This is a genomic window from Wolbachia endosymbiont (group B) of Ischnura elegans, assembly GCF_947251585.1.
In the GTDB taxonomy this organism is placed as follows: Bacteria; Pseudomonadota; Alphaproteobacteria; order Rickettsiales; family Anaplasmataceae; genus Wolbachia.
Map to the genome: position 1 here is coordinate 205,748 of NZ_OX366371.1, position 19,757 is coordinate 225,504.

Genomic DNA, 19,757 nt, shown 5'->3' on the forward strand with positions numbered 1-19,757 from the left:
AAAAGTAGTTTATGAGTAATGGAAATCACCTACGCAATATTCTCATAGGAGGTGTAGTATCTTTTAGCATATTTGAATTTTGCTTCTATTTGTCTGGTATATTATTCTACCTGTTTGTTGACGGTCCAGATGGTGTAGATTTTAGAGCAATTAATCCGAGCTTGACACCTTTTCCTCAAGCTCTCTGGCCGACAATTTTTGATCATATACAATATTGTTGGCATCATCCAGAGCTATATAGCTTTGAGCTCAAAATTAAATTAGTTGTATCTTCTGTACTGCCTCAAATTGTTTTGATGATTATTTTGTGGAATGTGAGAGAAAGACTAATTGAGTGGCGGCCATTTAAAAAGAAAGAATCACTTCATGGAGATTCACAGTGGGCATCAGAGAAAGACATACGAAAAGCGGGATTAAGAAGCAAAAAAGGTCTATTGCTTGGTAAAGATAAGAGAGGATATTTTATTGCTGATGGGTTTCAGCATGCATTGCTCTTTGCACCTACAGGCTCTGGTAAAGGTGTTGGTTTTGTAATTCCTAATTTGTTATTTTGGAATGATTCGGTAATTGTGCATGATATAAAATTAGAAAACTATGAAATAACAAGTGGTTGGCGAGAGCGACAAGGACAAAAAGTATATGTATGGAACCCAGCGCAGCCAGATGGGGTAAGCCATTGTTATAATCCACTGGAATGGATTAGTGAAAAACCTGGACAGATGGTTGACGATGTGCAAAAAATAGCTAACCTAATCATGCCTGAACAAGATTTTTGGCAAAACGAAGCAAGAAGCTTATTTGTTGGGGTGGTACTATATTTACTTGCTGCACCAGAGAAAGTTAAATCTTTTGGTGAGGTTGTGCGTACGATGCGTAGCGATGACGTAGTTTACAATCTTGCTGTAGTTTTGGACACAATGGGTAAAATAATACATCCGGTAGCGTATATGAACATTGCAGCTTTTTTGCAAAAGGCTGACAAAGAAAGATCAGGTGTTGTGTCAACTATGAACTCGTCGCTTGAATTGTGGGCAAACCCATTGATCGATACTGCAACTGCATCAAGTGATTTTAATATTTTGGATTTTAAAAAGAAGAAAACTACAGTTTATGTTGGTTTAACTCCTGATAACTTAACTAGGCTCAGGCCTTTAATGCAGGTGTTTTATCAACAGGCAACTGAGTTTTTATGTAGAAAATTGCCATCGGATGACGAGCCTTACGGCGTATTATTTTTAATGGATGAGTTTCCAACACTTGGAAAAATGGAGCAATTTCAAACGGGCATCGCATACTTTCGTGGCTATCGAGTAAGGTTATTTTTAATTGTTCAAGATACTGAACAGCTTAAAGGAATATATGAAGAAGCAGGAATGAACTCCTTTTTATCAAACTCAACCTATAGAATAACTTTTGCAGCCAATAATATTGAAACGGCTAATTTGATATCTCAGCTTATAGGAAACAAAACTGTACAACAAGAATCATTAAACAAACCTAAATTTTTAGACTTGAATCCTGCATCAAGATCATTGCATATCTCTGAAACACAGAGAGCATTGCTCTTACCTCAAGAAATTATTATGCTGCCACGTGATGATCAGATAATTTTGATAGAATCGACTTATCCAATTAAGTCAAAGAAAATTTTGTACTATAGTGATAGCACATTCACAAGAAGGCTGATTAAACCAACACGTGTGCCTACACAAGAGCCATATGATCCAAACAAGGTCTTTTCTGCTGCTAACAAAGATAAGATTAGTAATGAAGAAGAGAGTAATGCTATTGAAGCTGCTGATTATCCTGTTGAAGCTAAAACTGAAGATGCAATATACGATGAGCCAGAGATTGAAGATGGATTTGAAGACGAGGATATTGATGATAAGTTTGAAGGTGGTGATGGGTTTGATGATGAGGAAGACGATGATGGGTTTGATGATGAAGACAGTAAGGATGAATTTGACGATGATGATGAATTTGAAGATGAGGACAAACTAGACGGCAATAAAATCGAGGATAGAGGTTAATTTTACCTATTTTTTAGCTTAGAAAATAATTAGTCTTTTCATATTAAATCATTTTTAATTAATTAGTACTAGATTAGCTATTTTAACTAGAGGAATAGTCATGATGAGTAAAAAAACATTAGCAGTTACAGCACTTGCTTTATTGTTGTCACAACAATCTTTTGCAAGTGAAACGGAAGGATTTTACTTTGGTGGTGGATATTACGGTCAATATTTGAACTTGGGTAAGTTGAAAGCAAAAATTGGAGGCAAAGATGCTACAGATGATAACCGTGTATCTATAAATGACATAGACGCTCAGAGAACAGAAGGTCAGTTAATAAGTAAGTATAAAGGAGATTATAACCCACCTTTTGCTGCAAATGTAACGTTTGGTTACACAGGAGAACTAGGCAATAATAGCTATAGAGCTGAATTGGAAGGGATGTACTCTTCTGTAAAAGTAGATAATATTGGTTTATCAAGTAATCAAGTAACTGTTTCGTATCTAAAAGACGTTGGTGAGAGTACTAATAAAAAAACTTATATGTATAAAACTGTAATTAATCATGACCAAGTAGAAAACGCATCTGTAATGGCAAATGTTTATCATTATTGGAAAAGTGATAGTTTTTCTTTTTCTCCTTACGTTGGTATTGGAGTTGGTGGAACAAGAATGACGATGTTTGAAAAATCGTCAATAAGACCTGCAGGTCAATTGAAAGCTGGCTTTGATTATCGTATAAACGAAGATGTAAATATGCACATCGGATATAGAGGTTTTGGTGTTCTTGGTAGTAATGTTGATTTTGAAGCAGAGGTGTTAGGAGAAATGAAAGAAAAGCAACAGGCAAACTCAGATGGAAAAAAGATATTAGAATTGAAGAAAGGTCAAAAACCATCGGACCAGAAGTTACACAAAGAAAGTATCAGTATAGGCAATCAAGTGTTTCACACACACGGTATAGAAGCTGGTCTTACTTTTCATTTTGCCAGCAAAGCTTAACTCTGATAGAGACTATTTTCCTGTTAGCACGTCTGCGTCACACGACTGTAGCTGCTAACCAGATGACAACTTTCTCGTTATCTGAATATTTTCTTTCTTGTAATTCAGGCTCTTTTTTTCTCAGTTCCAGCGTGTAGCGCTGGAACAACAATAAAGAACATATAAAGAATGGTTATGCAAGAAGTCTACTTTTTATTCTTAATTAACTCTAAAGCCTTCTTCAGATCTATACTTTCAATATCTGCATTCTTGCCCAAAGCAACGTTTGTTTTACCGCATTTTATATAGAATCCGTACCTACCGTTGCAGATAAAAACTTCTTTTCCCTTTTCATTAAAACCAAGAGATTTTAGCTCTTTGCGTGGGCTGCTCTCAATAATTTGTATAGCTTCGTTTAATTGTGTGTCTAATACCTCCTTAGAGCTTTTTTTAAGAGAAAAGTATCGACCATCATAGAGAATATAGTACCCAAATCGTCCAAGACCTATTTTTACTTCCTTTCCAGTTTCAGGGTGCTCTCCGATTATTTTCGGCAGGGAAAGTAATCGAGTGGCGGTATTTAGATCAATATCATTAACATTTATATCTTTTGGTACAGAAATCTTTTTTTTCTTTTCTGACTCACTATTAAACTCCAGATAAAGTCCAAAAGGACCTTTTTTGATCATTACCTCTTGGCCTGTCACATCATCTATACCCAAACTTTTTGGATATTCTGAATTGTCATTACTGCCCGTAATTTCTTTTGTATGATTGCATGCAGGATAGTTAGAACATCCAAGAAACACACCGGCTTTTCCAAAATTTAATTTCAATATACCACCAGAGCAATTAGGACATTTTTTACCTATTTCTTCCTTTCCTTCCTCTGAGCAAAACCAATTGACTACCAAATCATGAATACCACTAAAAATCTCATCATGTGTCATTTGCTTAACAGAATTTACATGATTAAAAAATGGCACCCAAAAATAGCCTAGTTCTTTTTTCCAATCTGCATGTCCATTTGAGATTGAATCAAGCCTTTCTTCCATTTGTGCTGTAAAGTCATACTCTACACAACGCTGAAAAAAAGTTTCCAAAAATATAGTCACGATCTTACCGCGGCTGCTTGGAATAAATCTTTTGTTATCCAATGAAACATATTCACGATCTTGTAATACCGAAATAATTGTTGCATAAGTTGATGGGCGACCTATACCGACTTCTTCCATTTTTTTTACTATACTCGCTTCACTATAACGAGGTGGCGGTTGAGTAAAATGCTGTTTCGGATCAACAGAAATCAACTTGCACGCTTCCTCTTCCTTCATGGCAGGTAGCAGGCCTTCATTTTCGGCTTCTATGTTATCTTGATAGACTTTATAAAAACCATCAAAGAATATACTTGATCCACTTGCTCGCAGAATCACTTTCTGGTCAATAGAACTAATTTCAACTACCACTTGATCAAGAATCGCCGATTCCATTTGACTTGCAATGGTTCTTTTCCAGATTAAATCGTACAATTTAAATTGCTCTGGCGTTAAGTAATCCTTAATACTACCCGGTGTTCTATTAATATCAGTTGGCCGGATTGCTTCATGTGCTTCTTGAGCATTTTTGACCTTTTTTACATATTTACGAGGAGAATGCGGTAAATATTTATCACCATATAATGACTTAATTGATCCCCTGATTGAGTTTATAGCCTCATCTGCAATATGAAACCCATCTGTACGCATGTAAGTTATCAACCCTACGGTTTCACCACCAATATTGATACCTTCATATAAATTTTGCGCTACTCGCATAACATTTTTCACATTAAAATACAGTTTATTCACTGCATCTTGCTGAAGACTTGAGGTGATAAATGGAGGAAGCGGGTTTCTCTTAACTTGCTTGCGTTCTACTGTGCTTACAGCATACTGCCTTGACTCGATCTCCCTGACTAAGTTCTTTGCCTCTTCTTCATTCTTAATATCAAATTTTTCTAGCTTTTTATTGTCATAGTGGCTTAGCATAGCAAAAAAAGCCTCATCTTTGCTATTTTGCATTTCTGCCTTTATGCTCCAATACTCCTGTGTTATAAACTTACTGATTTCATCCTCTCGTTCGCATATAAGCTTTAATGCAACAGACTGCACTCGCCCTGCAGATTTGCTTCCCGACAATTTTGTCCACAGCAGCGGTGACAAGCTAAATCCAACTAGATAATCCAAAGCTCTGCGTGCTTGCTGTGCACGCACTAAGTCCATATTAATTTCACGTGGATTTTTTATAGCTTCTTGCACTGCTCTTTTTGTTATTTCGTTAAAGACTACTCTATGAATGTTGCTTTCATCATTGATTGCTTTTCTTTCCTTTAGTGCCTCTATCACATTCCAAGCTATTGCTTCCCCTTCTCTGTCTGGATCTGTTGCAAGGTATATATCTGATGTTTTACTAGCTTCCTTGACTAACTCTTTTACATACTTTTCTGCTTTTTCAATAATCTCATACTTCATGGCAAAGTCATTATCAGGATCAACAGAACCATTCTTCGCTGGCAGATCTCTGACGTGGCCAAAGGATGCAGCCACTTTAAATTCTTTACTCAAATATTTACCTATCGTCTTTGCCTTTGCCGGCGACTCAACTATCAATAATGCCATAATTATTAGTACTTAAAGGTAATATGTTGAAATATATAGAATAAAAAGTAAAAAAATATTTTAATGGTCTTCTCAGTTTTTTAAGTGAATTGTTTTAATGTTAGCAAAAAACCTAATGAAAGAGCCTACTTTACAAATTTTCCCAACTCCCTTACCATAACGTGTATAACAATGTTACAAAAAATAATATCATAGAATTCAATAGGTGATCTTTAAAAAATCCTTAAGGAAAGTAAAATACTGTTTAAATAGGCCGATATAGATGGTTTTACGATATAATAAATTATTATAAACAAGAACTTATAAACTCTAGCAAATGAATTTGTGAGTTTAGTGGTGTTAGGAATACCTAGCTCTTTTATGCGGATTGATATTCTTAATAACCTGCTCTAGAGATAGATTATATAATTTTGACAAGGTTCTTGGCATGTGATATTTTTCTCGAATATAGGTAATGGTATAAATGACTTTATATCTATATCCAGCTCTAGGGGAAGATCTTCAATGTTTACGTCCATCCCTGATAAAGGATATTCTATGTCCATGTGCAGCTTTGGGGGATAGTTCTACTTTGAAGATTTCTTTCACTTTTACTATTGCGACTCCCGATTGGCTTTGTTGCATCACACTTTATGAGATGGTGATTTATGGTAAATTCATGTAACTATCTCAAATTTAGCCATACCAATATCAGTGAATTTATTAAGCAAATAGCATTTAGTTCTTTTTCTCGATTTATCTCAGATTTATTCCTAAAACTAAATCCGAATATTTGCTTTAATCTTGAGAAAAACCCTTCAATATAAGATCTTTTCCCATAATTTACTTCTTTTTCCATTCTTTCATGCCATCTTCACCGTATAATTTTTTAACCTAATAGCAGCATTCCTGTAAGACATATAATCTATTTCTGGATGTTCTGCCGCATTGTTTATGTAACCGTTCACGGATTGTGAGAATGAATTAAAGAACTAAGCAGTGACAGCTACTAGATTCTGTAGCTTTTGAAAGGGGTTCTGGCCATTTAGACGTGATGTCAAAAATATCGACAACATTCTTTCCATGAATCTTTCTCCACGTTCTGACCAGGTGAAAAAGCTGTTTTTACGATAAATTACGTACCGTCTAATTTGCCGTTCTGCAAGGTTATTAGTTGTTTCTATCACTTCAGGTTTTTCTTAAAAACTTCCACATCATATCCTCAGATCGTAACATCTTAGCGGCCATTCTTGAAGCTTGAGTGCTATTTGCAACCCTCGTCATTTTACGTAAAAAATGTTTTACCCTTTTCCGAATTTTTCGCACCAGTCGATAAAATCTCAAATTATCTATCAAATTTTGTTTTTTTGCCTTATCTACTACAAACACCTTATTGCTGAGCGATTTTAGTGCTTGGCCAATTTTGCTCACTTCAACATTTTTACTATGGGCAAATCTCTCAAAATCTCTTGCCAGATGTGCCCAACATATCTGTCTATTTTCACGATTGAAGTAATTGTATACAGCGTATCTATCGCTCACAACTATACCATCATATTCTGGCAGTAAACTCTTCAACACCTTCTTACCACGAGACTCGCTTACCTTCAGAAGTGTCAACGCTTTGTTTGTTATTACCCAACTCCAGCCTCTCTTTCCTTGATTTCTGTGCCCTGTTTCGTCTATATGCAAATACTCGCTTCCTTGCAACTCTTCCTTCATTTTCTCATATTCAGATGCACACTTCTTCGATACCCTGCGTTCAGTATTTGAGACTAAACCAAGGCTTATATTTAGATTAAAAATACTGCCCAAAATTTGCTGTACCTCTCTTTTTGAGTTAATAAAAAAGCCGCTAAGGCTGCTTATAACTGTTTTAGCATTGGGTCCTAGAAAATCTCTTGCAACACCTTCGGGTAAATTTGCTGTAATTCTTTTATTACATACTCTACAATGTCCTCTTTGCAACCTGTACTCAGTTACAATTGGCTTAATTTCTGGCAACTCTGCCTTCTGATGAATAATTTCATCTTCTAAAGTAATCTTACCTCCACACATACAAATTGTATCAATTGTGCATCTCACTACCTCGTCTGCAGCCATTAATTCACGCTTATGCACCTTATGTCCTGGCTGACCTCCTGGTTTTTTATCACTTTTCTTTTTTGCTTTCTTACGATATATATCTCGTGATGGTGGCAGCGATGAATTTTGCGAATTTAAGCCCAATTTGTCTTCTAATTCAACTATTTTTGCTTTCAAGCTATCATTTTCTCTGATCAGTGCTTTTATTTCTTCCTTGAGATTAGCCTTTTCTGCTACAACCTTTTCTTGCAGCACTGTTGTCATTTACCCATTCCATATTTAGCTTCCTATCTCTTTACACTTTTATACTTACTTTGTAAACCACCTTATCTCCGTGAACGGTTACTTGTTTATTGGTGGAATTTTTGTCTTTATATCATATTCGTTACACAACTTATAAAACTTGTGCCTATCACATGCTCTATCTGCATATAGTGCTTTTATGGCATGCTGAAAATCAACTTCTTTTAGCAAATCACAAGTGATCAGAGTAGACACCGTTACTGTATTTTACAGCTATGGCTTTTTTGTTGTTTATATTCAACATTACGTGCAATTTTCTCGTTTGCTCATAGCCACTCTGTCAGTGCTATTTTCCTTGCTGTGTGTTGTTGTATATACTAATTCCTGTACTGTCTATAGCAATTTCGATATCTTCTATATTATTTTCTGCAATCATTTATCTTAATATTAAGTTTTTTGATGCTTGTGAATAGCTGCAAATCTCTTCCTATTTGTTGCAAATACCCTTTTATAAACCCGACTGTTTGTCTTAAACCAATTCTAAAGAAACTGACGATTATATGCACTAAAATCACAACTTTATCACTATAAATATAGTTGCCGCCCTGCATTTTTGGACAATTCTCGTACCAATTTTCTATGGCGTCATTGATATAACAAAAAATGCTTCCTCTTTCTTGGAGAAATTTGTTATATTCATGGCAGTTACTGACTCTCATTTTTTGTGGCATATTTTTTCTTCAACAGTTAAATGGCTATTTATAATGAATTTTGTCAGTAACTGCCAGTTCTTTTCACTTGAGCGATGCAACAAAGCCATCCTATGGTCAAGCCATAGGATGACAGGAGAAGGAAACACTGGGATGACAGGAGAAGGAAACACTGGGATGAAAGCAAATGAAACCACTGGAACGTTTATTTTTGAAAGTAAGTTGCATAGTAGATGATGTCATTCCAGTACTTGATACTGGAATCCAGGAATTTTGATTATAAATTAGGTATTGGTATGGCTAAATTTGAAATCATCACATAAATTTGTCGTAAACCATCACTGCTTAAGGTGCTATGCAACAAAGCCATCCCAGTGTCGAAGCACTGGGATGACAGGATAAGGAAACGCTGGAATAAAAATAGAAGATCTAATTCCTTATATCAATTAATTCTCATCCACCTTTTATGTTACATAAACTCATCACTTTTATAGAACATCTCATTAAAATCATTCAAAATTCCAAAATCTTGATTTTTAATAAATAGATGCCCATCTGCAATATAGGACTCAGCAAGAGTAAATGGTTCATCATGATGCTGTGATGCTGGCCTAACAATTTCATTGTACAAAACCATTACTTGCTCATAATTGTATCCACTACCATCATGATATTTACCACGTATAGTGTCATAAAAATTTCTTACATCATCATACGTAACTTGCAGTTCTACCTTATATTTCCCTATTTCAACAGCCTCACCCACTTTGATTTTTAAAGGATGTTGTGATTCTTCTTTCACATTATCTATAACAATTGTTTCCTCTTGCTTCTCTTCGTCTCCTCTTATCGATCTTTTACTCCTTTCTTCACTCGCAGGTTGATCTGCTGGCATTTGGTCTATATCGTTAGATTCTTCTTCTTGCATAGTAATTTTTTTGAGATAGCTAAGCATATCCTTTCCAGCTTTTTCCCAAGTTGCAGCTTCTTTTGAAAGCTCACGATAATAAGAATCATTATCGCCTTTGCTATCTATTACATCTCTTGCTAGTCCTTTCTCTTCTGCCCATAACTCAGCATGTTCAACAAGTGTCCTGCCATCTTTGCCTACAACGTCAACGTCAGCTTTGTTTTTTATTAGATATTCTATTGTATCTAACTTTCCATGCCTCACTGCATGAACTAAAGGTGTCCAACCATCATTATCCTGAGCATTAATATTCGCACCTTTTTCAACTAACTGCTCTATCATCTTCTTATTCCCAAGATCAACAGCAAGATGCAAAGGTGTTAAGCCGTAGCTATCCTGAATATCAATATCCGCATTGTGCTCTATGAGATATTTAACTACTTCCATATTTTTCATGTGCATGGCAAAATGTAGTGGAGATTTACCAGAGCTAATATCACGGGTATCAACATCTATACCACGATCTATTAAGTATTCAGCAATTTCCGTATGTTTTAGCTCAATTGCATAGTGCAGCAGTGTTTGAGCTGACGTGTTCTTTATACCAAGATCTGCGCCATACTCAATTAAACTCTTAACTATTTCCGAATTCCCTAGCTTAATATCAGCAAGTAACGGAAAAGTATAATAACTTTTACTATTAGGATCTGCGTTATGATCTAATAGATACTTCACTATTTCTGTATTACCTGAATAAATAGCACTGTATAATGGTGTTTGGGAATAAGCATCTTGAATATTAGGATTTGCACCACGATCTATTAAGTATTTAGCTATCTCTATATTTCCAGACTCAATAGCATAGTGTAAAGGTGTCTTATAATACACATATTTAGTATTAGTTTTCTGATAATAATTGTCATGAACATTAAGATTTGCTCCATGATCAATAAGATATTTTGCTACTTCCGTATTTCCTGACTGAATGGCATAATGTAGTGGCGTTTGTCCATTATGGTCTCTTGTATCAATATATGAATTGTGTTTTAGTAGCGTTGCTACTTTGCTTAAATCTCCCAATGAAGCAGCAAAATGTAAACTAGTCGCACCTGTTACCTTATTTATCTCGTTTACTTTTCCTATAGTATTTTCTACATTATTGTCATCAATATTCACCTTTAAGAAAGGCTGTTTATTATACTTCATAACTTTTGTTGTAACAGCTTTTCCTTGTTCGTCTTCACTCGCTTTTTTAGCAGGTTGCATAGAATCTTCTCTACTGACACTTGATTTAGATTCTATCTTGGTTTTATCACCACTTACATTATGTACTGGGCTATAACCATATAGACCCTTGCCTGCACTTTGTTGGCTTGTTGAACTTTCAACACTGTTAGATTCAACAACATTATATTCCATATGTTGTTCACCACTCAGCTCAGCCTTAACCCATTGTTTAAATTCTTGATCATAACCTTTCAGCTCAGCCAAAAAATCCTCAAATAATTTATTACCTTGAGACCTATTTGCACCAGATTTAGAAAGGCTCTTGAGCAAATTATCAATCATATCTGGGTGTTTATCTTCAAGAAATTTGATCACTTGTTCAGCATCCGAATGATAATGTTCCCCTTTATTACTCCAAATATTATTGCGCAATATTTCATCTGGTTTGAGACCTTTATTCTTTATTGCAATCAAGGCCTCTTTATCTCCGTGGTCATTGACATGCCGACCATCTTCTAAACTTGCCATATAGTTAGCAACCCCTTCATGCATAGCCTTAGATAAGACATCACCTGTACCATAATAGGAATTAATGATAGTTAAGGCGTGTCCCAATTCGTGTTTCAAAGTTTTACACGAGTCATCAAATTGGTCTTGTAGATAAAAATAAACATGAATTTCTGAGCCACGCCCTTGAACTGTTAAGCCAGAAGCGCCTTTATAGTTAACGTTCAACTCCTTAAGATAATTTTCGTAGTCACTCTTTGTATTAAATACGAAAACATTAACTTTATTTGGTATGTTGTGCCAAGGCTGAGAATTATTAATGCCAAATGCTGAATCAAAATCTTTTATAGTACTCTCGATGGCATTTTTTACACTACTCAATTTGCTCTGAGTTAATTCCTCATCATCATATTTTATATTTATTTGAAGCTTGTGTTCGCCAAAAGTCATAACTTCACTATCTGGCACAAGATCTGCTACAATTTTATCGCCACTTTTTACATCCATCCACTGCTTAAATTCTTTTTCAACTTCTGAGTTATTCAAAAGATGCTTGAATTTTGATATCGCTTCTACTCTATCGAAGGACATCTCAGTAAGCAATTGCTTTATGAATTGAGGATGTTTTTCTTGTAGGAATGTCACTAAGCAATCTGATATTCTATAGTCGTTAGACATACTTGCTATTTTATATGGTGTATCATGCCCAGATTCATGCATTTTATTGTATGCTTCTTTTGTATAATGCATATCGCGAGTGCTTTCTTTTTTAGCTGCATCATAGCTCCACATGAAAAGCTTCATACCGGTACGTAAAACTTCAGGTACTGTATCCATATTACCGGTAGAGTACTCAAGAAATGCATCGCTCATTTTTTCCATTAAAATTTTAGATTTTGCACAAAGTAAGCCATTTACATCTCCAACAATAAAAGTCTTTGCTATCGTGCCGTCAGCTTCGTGTGCTCTTACTGTTCCACCACCCCATAATTCTCTATGGTCCTTACCACCTGAAAGTTCCTTGATGTGAGCTTTGTAATCATCGTAATTTTTCAGCACATAAAGCTGCAATTTTACTGGACCAGAATGAACGCTTTTTTGTGAATAGAAATTATCAGACCAGGCTCCGTAAGCATCTTTTACAGTTTGTTTTATATACTCAGGGGTATAACTAGCTAATCCCCCATATTTTACTTCTATTGTAAGCTGATCGTTTATTACTATACTTTCTTTATTTGGAAATAATTTTTTAATCAAAGTTTGTAATTTATCATATTCAGAATTTGTTTTAAATTTCATATCCACCTCTTAAAAATTTTCACTATAAATAAGTCTTGAGAAAAATGCGTTAACTGTAGATTCAGCCTTTACCTTGTTTTTGCACAACTGCTGAGATAGTTGATCATCGCTGAAAAGCCGATTCTTAGTATTGAGATATTTAGCATAGCTTCTAGAATTAAATTCAGGGATTGAGTAGAAACCGCTTTCAAGTTCAAGATAAGAGCTGCTATTCAGAACAAAAAATAAATCGCTCTGGTCAAGCAGTATGTCATAACCAGAGCTCGTACAATGTAAGTATTCATTGCTTTCATACTCTGCTATGTAGTATTTACTTGCATCAAGATCACCATTAAGCTGTAAAATTGCTGCTGAACGTCCATTCCCAATACTATGGCCTTTTATTACTTTAAGTACTTTAATCTCATCATTTTCTATGAGTTCTCTTAACTTTTCATTCTTTTGATTTAATTCTTCCTCTGCCTTTCTTCTGTCTTCTTCTAATTTTGTTTCTTTTTCAACAAGCTCATTTTGTATTTGCAAAAACATATCTTGAATGGTTAAGCCATTTAGAAAGTAATCCAATACACTTGACACAAACGGCTGCAATTCACCATTATCTTCAAAGCTCTTTTCCTGCTTTTTGTCATATTGAGTGGGATTATAGATTGCATACAGAGGATAAAAACCATAATTCATCTCGTCGAATGATAACTCTATCGAAAATCCGCTCTGATCAAGTGGAAGTTTAGTAGCTAAATATCTACCATTATCATCTCTGACATATAGCTCATTTATACCATAGTGACCACTATATTTGTTGTAATAAATATAAAAATTCTCAGGATTAAGATTAAAGTAATCATCTAAATTGTTAGGTTTACCGAGCTTTTCACGTAGAAAACTCTTGCTCTTATCTGTAAGTTTGATGCGTGTAGAGAAGTAACACCGATCTATTCGGTCACCTTTTTCTATTTCAAAGTCTAGGACTATTTTATCGCTAAACATACAGAATTTCCTAACATTTCCAATATTTATGATTATAAATTGTGTACTATGAAAAAAGCATTAAGGCTTCTTTATGTATCTAAAAACAGCGCTAACTTATGACAAGAACAGTTGACGTATTACTACCACTTCCAATTGATCAGCTATTTTCATATGCAATTGAGAAAGATACTGAAATTTCAATTGGAGATTATGTGGTGGTGCCATTCGGCAGAAAGCGTTTGATTGGAATAATTTGGAAATATAGTGACGAGAGTGATCAGAAATTAAAATTTGTTGAGCAAAAGATTGATTTACCGAGTATTAGACCAAAACTGATCGAATTTGCAGAGTGGGTTGCGCAGTATAATGTAATACCTATTGGTATGCTTGCGAAAGTGATAATGGGGGGAGTGCTAAAAGTAAATCAAATAAATAAACTAGTTTATGCTGAACAAAAGCAGGAAATAAGCAAAATAGACTACCAATTAAACCCTGAACAGCAAGTAGCTCGCGATAAGGTAATAAGTAATTTGAATGAGTATTCAGTGACTTTACTTGACGGTGAAACCGGGTCTGGGAAAACGGAAGTTTATCTCTCTGTAATTTCACAGTTAATTAAGAATCATAGTATTTACGAACATTGTCTATCCTTCTCCTGTAACTCCAGTGTTTCCTTCTCCCGTCATCCCAGTGCCTACTTTTTTTGCAATTCCAATGCTCTCTTCTCTTGTCATCCAGGTGCCCTCTTCTCTTGTCATCCCAGTGCTCCGACACTGGGATCCAATTTTTCATATAATCTCATCACAAACGTTTATTTTAATTTAAGACCAATACCTAATTTAGAATCAAAATTCCTGGATAAACACTGGAATGACACCTTTGTATTTAAGGCAAAACCCACTGTAACACTTAGCATACTGCCTTTGCCAAGCACTGGAATGACAACAGAAGGAGGTAATGCACAAGTCCTTATCCTTCTGCCAGAAATTGTTCTAACTTCGCAATTAGTAAATCGTGTTCGCAGTCAGATATCCGGCAACATAGCTGAGTGGCACTCAGGACTTACTCCAAAAGCTCGCCGAAATAATTGGCTCAGTATCGCAAATGGAAGTGCGCAGATAATTATTGGGGCACGGTCAGCGCTTTTTTTGCCTTATAAAAACCTAAAATTGATCATCATTGATGAAGAGCATGACTCATCCTTTAAACAAGAACAGGGAATTATATATAATGCTCGAGATATGGCAATTATCTTAGCCAAAATTGAGAACATTCCAATAATTTTATCATCAGCTACTCCGCTGCTTGAAACAATTTATCACGTTAAAAAAGGGAATTACAATCATGTAAAGCTAACCGAACGATTCGGTGGTGCGGAGTTACCGCATATAAAAGTAGTGAATAATAAGCAATGGATTTCCAATGAGCTTTTCGAAGGGATAAAACAAACCATAGAGAAAAAACAGCAAGTTATGCTCTTTCTAAACCGCAGGGGATACGCGCAACTTGCAGTTTGTAAAAAGTGTGGATACAAAATTTCCTGCTCAAATTGCGCTGTTTGGCTTACATACCACAAAAAGAAGAACGTCCTTTTGTGTCACCATTGTTCTTATCAATCAAAACTTCCAGAAAAATGCTCCAATTGTCAAAGTGAGCAGTCATTGCTTCTTTATGGTGTGGGAATTGAGAGGTTACTTGAGGAAATAGTGAAATTAATACCAAGTGCAAAAACTGCGATTATCAGCAGCGATCAGAAGTCGCTTGGTAGCGTCATTGACTCAGTGCTCAAGGAAGAGGTGAATATTATAATCGGTACACAAGTGATTGCCAAAGGGCATAATTTCCCTAAGTTAACTTTGGTTGGAGTGATAAATGCAGATTTAGGACTTGAAAATTCTGATCTTAGAGCAGCAGAAAAGACGTATCAATTATTGCATCAAGTTGCGGGTAGATCTGGGAGGTTCAACGAAAAAGGAACGGTAATAGTGCAAACTAATAATCCTGAAAGTTTGATAATAAAAGCATTGCAGCAGCAAAAAAGGGATTTGTTTTATGAAATTGAACTTGAGTCAAGACGCAAAGCTAAAATGCCACCATTTAGTAGATTAATAGCGCTTATAGTTTGCGGTAAGGATCAATTTGCAACGCAGAAAGCAGCAAGTGAGATAACAAGCTTTTTGCATGATCAATGTTCAGCTACTATTCCTTCTGCGTTGTCATTCCAGTGCGTGACTAGAAAAAAAGAACTCGAAATTTTTGGCCCATCACCAGCAGCAATAAATTTCTTAAATAATAAATATCGGTATAGAGTGCTACTCAAAATACACAATAAACATAGTTTATCTATAAAGAAAAAGCTAAAATATTGGATTAAAAATTACAACTTGAATTCAAATATTGCAGTAACAATAGATGTTGATCCTGTGAGTTTTTTTTGATGTTATTTGAATTTATTTGACATTCACAGAATTAATTATATTAATTTTTTAATCAATGATTTGACTTTTATTAGAGTTTATTATATTATTGATATAACTAGAATAAGGAGATGGTATGAATACTTTACTTGAAATCGTCTGTAGGCAAGGGATAAAGTATCAAGAAAAAATTGAAGAATTGAAGGCATTTCTTGATAAAAATATCGAAATACCTATTGACAAGGAGTTATTTAAATCAGCTTTATCTATAGAGGATACTGTAGATATGAGAAAAAAGATGGTGTATCTTATTTTGCAACACTGCATTGTATACGATAGTACAGGGTCTAAGAAAAAAGAGAAATTATCATTTCAAGACGTGATGAAGATTTTAGATGAAGCGGTGAATAGATTTGTTACTCCTCAGTATTTCTACAAATTGATCAATTTTCAAGATCAAGATCAAGATCGAGAGACGTTATTACACCAAGCTGTTATAAGTAATAACACTGACGCAATAAAAGTTCTTTTTCAGAAGAATACAAATCCTTTGTTAAAGAATAAAGGAAATAAAATTCCATTAGATTTAGCTCAAGAAAATACAAGAAAAGTACTCATTAAATGTATGCAAGACCAAGCTCAATTGAAAAAAGAAAGTGCTAGATGTAATAGTTTGATTGGCATTATACCTGGCGTTTTTCTTGGCATTGGACTCGGTGTTGGTGGTGCTTTAGTCCCTTCAATGACTATTATATTATGCGCACTCGCAGTATCTGCTCTTGTTGCTGGAATAGCAGTTGGACTGTCTATATATTTCCTAAGTCAAGACTATAAACAGGCTAAATCGATAGAAAAAGCTGTTAACCCTCAACTCTCTTTTGTCAAGCATGAAAAGGCTTATACAAATGAAGCAATGCTATAAGAATAATAACTGTGAGTTTTTTAACATTAGATTTCTTGCATAATCAAGTGTGATCCCAGTGTCAGCTACTTGTATAACAAGAAAGAAGGCACTGGTCTCACATGCATCTAAACGGATACATAACCTTTCATTCACAATTCATCTTTGAATAGCCTAATTTCCTTTAGCTATAAAATACAACAAATTGATTTTTTACTAGTTGATGTCTGCTTTTTTGCAGAACATTGGTCAGGCTGTAATATAGAAGGTTGGTTAAATGTTGTTTTGGGCTTATTAAAAGAAGATCGTGCTGAAGAAGGGCCAAAGCCACTATCTTTAGCCGAAGCATCATCCCCACCTTTACCTTCACCATAGTAGTCGGGCCTAAGGAATTTGCTTGAGTTTTTAGCATGTGATTTACCTATAACTGAATTCTTAGGTGAATCACCAAAACCACTATCTGCACTTGGTCCATCCGTCCCTACTTTTTCTTCAGAAGGGGCAAGAGTTTGTGGTTTCATAGCTGGCACACGTGCAGGATCAATGGACAGTTTATAATCCTTACTGATTACAGAGCTCTCTATGATCTTATCCATCACACAGTAAGCAATGTCTGGGTTAAAAAAGTCTATTGCATATATTCGTTCGGCACCATATGTTGGCAGACCTCTTTCTGCAATATCATCTTTTACATCACGCAATACTTTTGTACCACCAAACACCTTATTATTAATATGATCAACTTCTTTTTCATTTAAAAACTCTATGTAATTACCACAATCAATAACAGGAGCTAAAATTGAAAACTCATCTTTACTTTCTTTATGGGAAGTATGCCACATAGAATCAATTGGTAGGTGCGGTAGTGCTTTACGAATTAAATCAACAACTGCGAACTTCAGAGTGTCATTCATTTCATCCTCGGTACTTGAAACTTGCAAATCACGACACTGCAAGGATAATTCATGCTTTGCTATGTCTTTAATGAGCTTAGGATTATCAAAAATGCTTTTCTTTAGATATACATAATTTCCTTTCTCTTCTAAAAAATCCTTAGTTTTTTTAGGACCATTTTCATAACCTGTTATCCTCGATGAGAGCAAATCTACAAAAGAACGTTGCAAATTTCTATCAACACACTCCGCACCATATAGATAAGATCCCTTATTAAAGACTTCATCAATTATATTATAATCTACATGATTTTCTATCTCCTCCTCTATATCATCTGATAGATCCTCACAACCTAGTTCCGATTTTTTGTCTTTTTTTTCTTGCTCTTTAATAAGATCTGTTGCAAATCGCGCGAGTTCATGGGCTAGCAAAAACTTTAGATTAGAAACCACCTCTTTCCTCATTGGCACCAAAAATTTATTATCTTCAGCCGATTTCTCTTGATCAAAGTTAAAAGGAAAAAACTTTGTATAAAAATTATCATCAAGAATACTTTCATCCGGACAAAATCTTTCTATTATTTTTTCTTTCATACTGCTCAGGTACTTTATGCGCCGATCACGAGTCATATTATTATCAAACGAGATAACAATATGATCGTCCTTTACAGTAAAATTAGTAACAACAGCATTACTGAAACGAAGAATACTATTAAATGCTTTTACTAATTCTCGATTTATTTCACTTTTATTAGGCATAATACCACCTCTCTAATTAATTAACATAATTACTTACCACTCCTACTGGTGCCCTGACCACTCTTACTACTACTTGATTGATTTTGCTTCATTTCCTCTTGTTCACGCTTAATTCTATCGCTAAAATTATCTATCCTCTTTAGATCTAAATCTTTTTTATAAATCCTTGTTCTCCCTGAATCAGGTACTTTTTTATTTGGATCATTATTGCCATGCATATCAACCTCTAAATTAAATTATTATGTAATGAGTATATTAAGAATCAATTGTCAGCACAAGCAGTTTTTTAACATAAATTTTATTCACCATTTTTATACTCCTGGATTCCAGACTGGGATGACGAGAGAAGAAGTGCTGGAATAACAACTTTTTAAATTAAGTTTTCTGGATCCCAGTGTCAGCTACTTGGATGACAAGAGAGAGCTACTTGTCCGCCATGTCATTCCAGCACTTGATGCTGGAATCTAGAAGAAAAATGGATCCTAAACTGGAATGACAACTTTTTTAAACTAAGTTTTCTGGATCCCAGTGTCACGCACTGGGATGACAACGGAGGGGCAACTTGCATGACAGCCTTTTAAAATTGGTATGACACCTTTTTGGTACACAACCTTTGGTGCATTATGCACTCAAGAGAATGTCATTCCAGCACTTCCTCTCTTGTCATTCAAGTAGCCTCTTTGGTATCAAAGAATAGCCTCTTTGGTGTCATCAAGTAGCTCCTTTAATGTCATTCCAGTGCTTGACACTGGAATCTAGTAAACTTATTTATTATATATGAAAAGTTATTATATTTATATACTTGCAAGTGAACGCAATGGAACCCTATATACAGGTATAACATCAAATTTGACTAAACGAATTTGGGAACACAAAAGCAAAGCCATCTCTGGTTTCACGTCAAAGTACAATGTTTGTAAACTAGTCTATTTTGAAGAATTTCAAGAGATAAACTTAGCAATTAGTAGAGAAAAACTCCTAAAAAGCTGGCAGAGAAAATGGAAAATAAACTTAATTGAAAAAACAAATCAAGAATGGAAAGATTTATATGATGAAATTGTGTCTGGATGACAGTGTCTGAGTACACAACTGTACGAACATTGCAATATGGCGCATCGTTGGCACTGGCTTCCATTCAAGACGGTGTCATTCCAGTCTGGAATCTAGAAGAGAAAATGGATCCTAAACTGAAATAACAACTCTTTTA

The 19,757-nt window shown here is 35.0% G+C and carries 13 protein-coding genes and 2 pseudogenes; 5 read left to right on the forward strand and 10 right to left on the reverse strand.

The window, feature by feature from the left end; all coding sequences use genetic code 11:
- Nucleotides 1-11: 11 nt before the first annotated feature.
- Both OPR58_RS01020 and OPR58_RS01025 read left to right on the forward strand, forming a co-directional pair.
- Nucleotides 12-2,030, forward strand: a complete 2,019-nt coding sequence (locus OPR58_RS01020; protein ID WP_265022799.1) for a type IV secretory system conjugative DNA transfer family protein — start codon at nt 12-14, stop codon at nt 2,028-2,030.
- A gap of 100 nt (nt 2,031-2,130) precedes the next feature.
- The gene (locus tag OPR58_RS01025) at nt 2,131-3,015 is read left to right on the forward strand and encodes a P44/Msp2 family outer membrane protein (protein WP_265022800.1); all 885 of its coding nucleotides are present in this window, start codon (nt 2,131-2,133) and stop codon (nt 3,013-3,015) included.
- A gap of 185 nt (nt 3,016-3,200) precedes the next feature.
- Here the strand turns inward: OPR58_RS01025 and topA are convergent, their stop codons facing one another.
- From topA to OPR58_RS01065, 8 genes and pseudogenes are all read right to left on the reverse strand, one after another.
- Entirely contained in the window at nt 3,201-5,651 is a 2,451-nt protein-coding gene (gene topA, locus OPR58_RS01030) for a type I DNA topoisomerase (RefSeq protein WP_010404951.1), read from the reverse strand.
- A 501-nt stretch (nt 5,652-6,152) separates the two neighbouring features.
- Nucleotides 6,153-6,275: a hypothetical protein gene (locus OPR58_RS01035; protein WP_265022801.1), complete on the reverse strand. Its 123-nt coding sequence runs from the start codon at nt 6,273-6,275 to the stop codon at nt 6,153-6,155.
- Between the two features lie 32 nt (nt 6,276-6,307).
- Nucleotides 6,308-6,583 (reverse strand): annotated as a pseudogene (locus tag OPR58_RS11375) (IS5 family transposase); the annotation flags it as partial.
- A gap of 39 nt (nt 6,584-6,622) precedes the next feature.
- Nucleotides 6,623-6,817 carry an IS66 family transposase gene (locus tag OPR58_RS01040; protein WP_265022802.1) on the reverse strand — a complete coding sequence of 65 codons (195 nt, stop codon included), beginning with the start codon at nt 6,815-6,817 and terminating at the stop codon, nt 6,623-6,625.
- Nucleotide 6,818: 1 nt separating this feature from the next.
- Complete coding sequence (tnpC, locus tag OPR58_RS01045) at nt 6,819-7,979, reverse strand: IS66 family transposase (RefSeq protein WP_265022803.1); 1,161 nt, start codon at nt 7,977-7,979, stop codon at nt 6,819-6,821.
- Nucleotides 7,980-8,063: 84 nt separating this feature from the next.
- Nucleotides 8,064-8,689 (reverse strand): annotated as a pseudogene (locus tag OPR58_RS11380) (transposase); the annotation flags it as partial.
- A gap of 448 nt (nt 8,690-9,137) precedes the next feature.
- Nucleotides 9,138-12,611, reverse strand: coding sequence for an ankyrin repeat domain-containing protein (locus OPR58_RS01060; RefSeq protein ID WP_265022805.1), 3,474 nt, complete (start codon nt 12,609-12,611; stop codon nt 9,138-9,140).
- Nucleotides 12,612-12,620: 9 nt separating this feature from the next.
- Complete coding sequence (locus tag OPR58_RS01065; protein ID WP_265022806.1) at nt 12,621-13,598, reverse strand: hypothetical protein; 978 nt, start codon at nt 13,596-13,598, stop codon at nt 12,621-12,623.
- A 98-nt stretch (nt 13,599-13,696) separates the two neighbouring features.
- On the opposite strand from OPR58_RS01065, the gene priA reads away from it, so the two are divergent.
- Together priA and OPR58_RS01075 are read left to right on the forward strand one after the other, a co-directional pair.
- Nucleotides 13,697-16,018 carry a replication restart helicase PriA gene (priA, locus tag OPR58_RS01070; RefSeq protein ID WP_265022807.1) on the forward strand — a complete coding sequence of 774 codons (2,322 nt, stop codon included), beginning with the start codon at nt 13,697-13,699 and terminating at the stop codon, nt 16,016-16,018.
- Between the two features lie 115 nt (nt 16,019-16,133).
- Complete coding sequence (locus OPR58_RS01075) at nt 16,134-16,919, forward strand: ankyrin repeat domain-containing protein (protein ID WP_265022808.1); 786 nt, start codon at nt 16,134-16,136, stop codon at nt 16,917-16,919.
- 167 nt (nt 16,920-17,086) lie between these two features.
- Here OPR58_RS01075 and OPR58_RS01080 read toward each other — a convergent pair whose 3' ends face one another.
- On the reverse strand, nt 17,087-18,550 hold the full coding sequence (locus OPR58_RS01080; protein ID WP_265022809.1) for a hypothetical protein: 1,464 nt from the start codon (nt 18,548-18,550) through the stop codon (nt 17,087-17,089).
- A 29-nt stretch (nt 18,551-18,579) separates the two neighbouring features.
- Nucleotides 18,580-18,768 carry a hypothetical protein gene (locus OPR58_RS01085; RefSeq protein ID WP_108784110.1) on the reverse strand — a complete coding sequence of 63 codons (189 nt, stop codon included), beginning with the start codon at nt 18,766-18,768 and terminating at the stop codon, nt 18,580-18,582.
- A 559-nt stretch (nt 18,769-19,327) separates the two neighbouring features.
- On the opposite strand from OPR58_RS01085, the gene OPR58_RS01090 reads away from it, so the two are divergent.
- Nucleotides 19,328-19,621 (forward strand): GIY-YIG nuclease family protein, encoded by a 294-nt coding sequence (locus OPR58_RS01090; RefSeq protein WP_139686762.1) that lies wholly within the window; start codon nt 19,328-19,330, stop codon nt 19,619-19,621.
- Nucleotides 19,622-19,757 lie beyond the last annotated feature (136 nt).

Bases quoted from the DNA above. Each gene is read 5' to 3' on its own strand.
- OPR58_RS01020 (WP_265022799.1), top strand. From the start codon at position 12: ATGAGTAATGGAAATCACCTACGCAATATTCTCATAGGAGGTGTAGTA.
- OPR58_RS01025 (WP_265022800.1), top strand. From the start codon at position 2,131: ATGATGAGTAAAAAAACATTAGCAGTTACAGCACTTGCTTTATTGTTG.
- topA (WP_010404951.1), bottom strand. From the start codon at position 5,651: ATGGCATTATTGATAGTTGAGTCGCCGGCAAAGGCAAAGACGATAGGT.
- OPR58_RS01035 (WP_265022801.1), bottom strand. From the start codon at position 6,275: ATGCAACAAAGCCAATCGGGAGTCGCAATAGTAAAAGTGAAAGAAATC.
- tnpC (WP_265022803.1), bottom strand. From the start codon at position 7,979: ATGACAACAGTGCTGCAAGAAAAGGTTGTAGCAGAAAAGGCTAATCTC.
- OPR58_RS01060 (WP_265022805.1), bottom strand. From the start codon at position 12,611: ATGAAATTTAAAACAAATTCTGAATATGATAAATTACAAACTTTGATT.
- OPR58_RS01065 (WP_265022806.1), bottom strand. From the start codon at position 13,598: ATGTTTAGCGATAAAATAGTCCTAGACTTTGAAATAGAAAAAGGTGAC.
- priA (WP_265022807.1), top strand. From the start codon at position 13,697: ATGACAAGAACAGTTGACGTATTACTACCACTTCCAATTGATCAGCTA.
- OPR58_RS01075 (WP_265022808.1), top strand. From the start codon at position 16,134: ATGAATACTTTACTTGAAATCGTCTGTAGGCAAGGGATAAAGTATCAA.
- OPR58_RS01080 (WP_265022809.1), bottom strand. From the start codon at position 18,550: ATGCCTAATAAAAGTGAAATAAATCGAGAATTAGTAAAAGCATTTAAT.
- OPR58_RS01085 (WP_108784110.1), bottom strand. From the start codon at position 18,768: ATGCATGGCAATAATGATCCAAATAAAAAAGTACCTGATTCAGGGAGA.
- OPR58_RS01090 (WP_139686762.1), top strand. From the start codon at position 19,328: ATGAAAAGTTATTATATTTATATACTTGCAAGTGAACGCAATGGAACC.